This window comes from Chryseobacterium sp. DT-167 (genome assembly GCF_058310155.1).
The window spans coordinates 1-1,051 of record NZ_JBZEEQ010000037.1; the positions used below are offsets into that span (position 1 = coordinate 1).

1 protein-coding gene is annotated in these 1,051 nt (G+C 71.9%); it reads left to right on the forward strand.

All coding sequences use genetic code 11. The features are described 5' to 3' along the window. Positions 1-993 (forward strand): ATP-binding cassette domain-containing protein (locus AC4FQ5_RS19570; RefSeq protein WP_491146172.1); only part of this gene is annotated, 993 nt, incomplete at its 5' end. Between the last annotated feature and the right edge of the window lie 58 nt (positions 994-1,051).

Genomic DNA, 1,051 nt, shown 5'->3' on the forward strand with positions numbered 1-1,051 from the left:
GTCGTCTTCGTGAGCCACCGCCTCGACGAGGTGAGCGCCCTGTGCGACGACGTCACCGTGTTCAAGGACGGCGCCGTCACCCGCCGCGCCGTCGGGGAGCCCATGACGAAGCCGCAGCTCATCTCGGCGATCGTCGGTCGCGACCTCGAGCTCGCCGAGCGCGGCCGCGACATCACATCGCCCGCGACGGGGACCCCCGTGCTCGACGTGCGAGACGTGAGCGACGGTGGACTCGTCAAGGACGCGTCCCTCCGTGTGCACGCCGGAGAGGTCGTCGGTCTCGCCGGCCTCGTCGGCGCCGGCCGCTCCGAACTCGCCGGAACCGTCTACGGTTCACGCCCGCGAGCGAGCGGTGAGGTCCTGCTCGACGGCGTGCCCGTCGCGTTCCGCGAACCCGCCGACGCCGTCGCTCGCGGCATCGGGCTCGTACCGGAGGAGCGCCGCTCCCAGGGTCTCTTCCTCGACCGCTCCATCGACTTCAACATCAACGTCGCGAGCGTCGGCACGCTCCGGGCGTCGCGCTGGTGGCCGCTCCTCCGCTTGCGCGAGGCGCGGAAGCGGGCGATCGAGATCGCCGGTCGGATGACCGTGAAGGCCAGGGACGTCTCCCAACCCGTCGGCTCGCTGTCGGGAGGGAATCAGCAGAAGGTCGCGATCGCGCGCTGGCTCGTCGAGCGGCCCCGACTGCTGATCCTCGACGAGCCGTCGCGCGGCGTCGACGTCGGCGCGCGTGCCGAGATTCACCGCATCGTCCGCCGCCTCGCGGAGGAGGGCACCGCGATCCTCGCGATCTCGTCGGACAACGAGGAACTCGTCGGCCTGTGCGACCGCGTCGTCGTCATGGCAGAGGGCCGCGTGACGGGCGAGCTCGTCGGTCGCGACATCACCATCGACGGAATCCTCGAGCTCAGCTTCGCGAGCACGGACGCCGTCTCCCACACCGCCGCCCCGGTCACGACCGCTGCGGACCACCGAGAGGACCAGAACACATGACCCAGGCCGCGACGACGACGCCGGCGCCCGTCCCCGACGTGGGGCCGCCCCCGCGCTC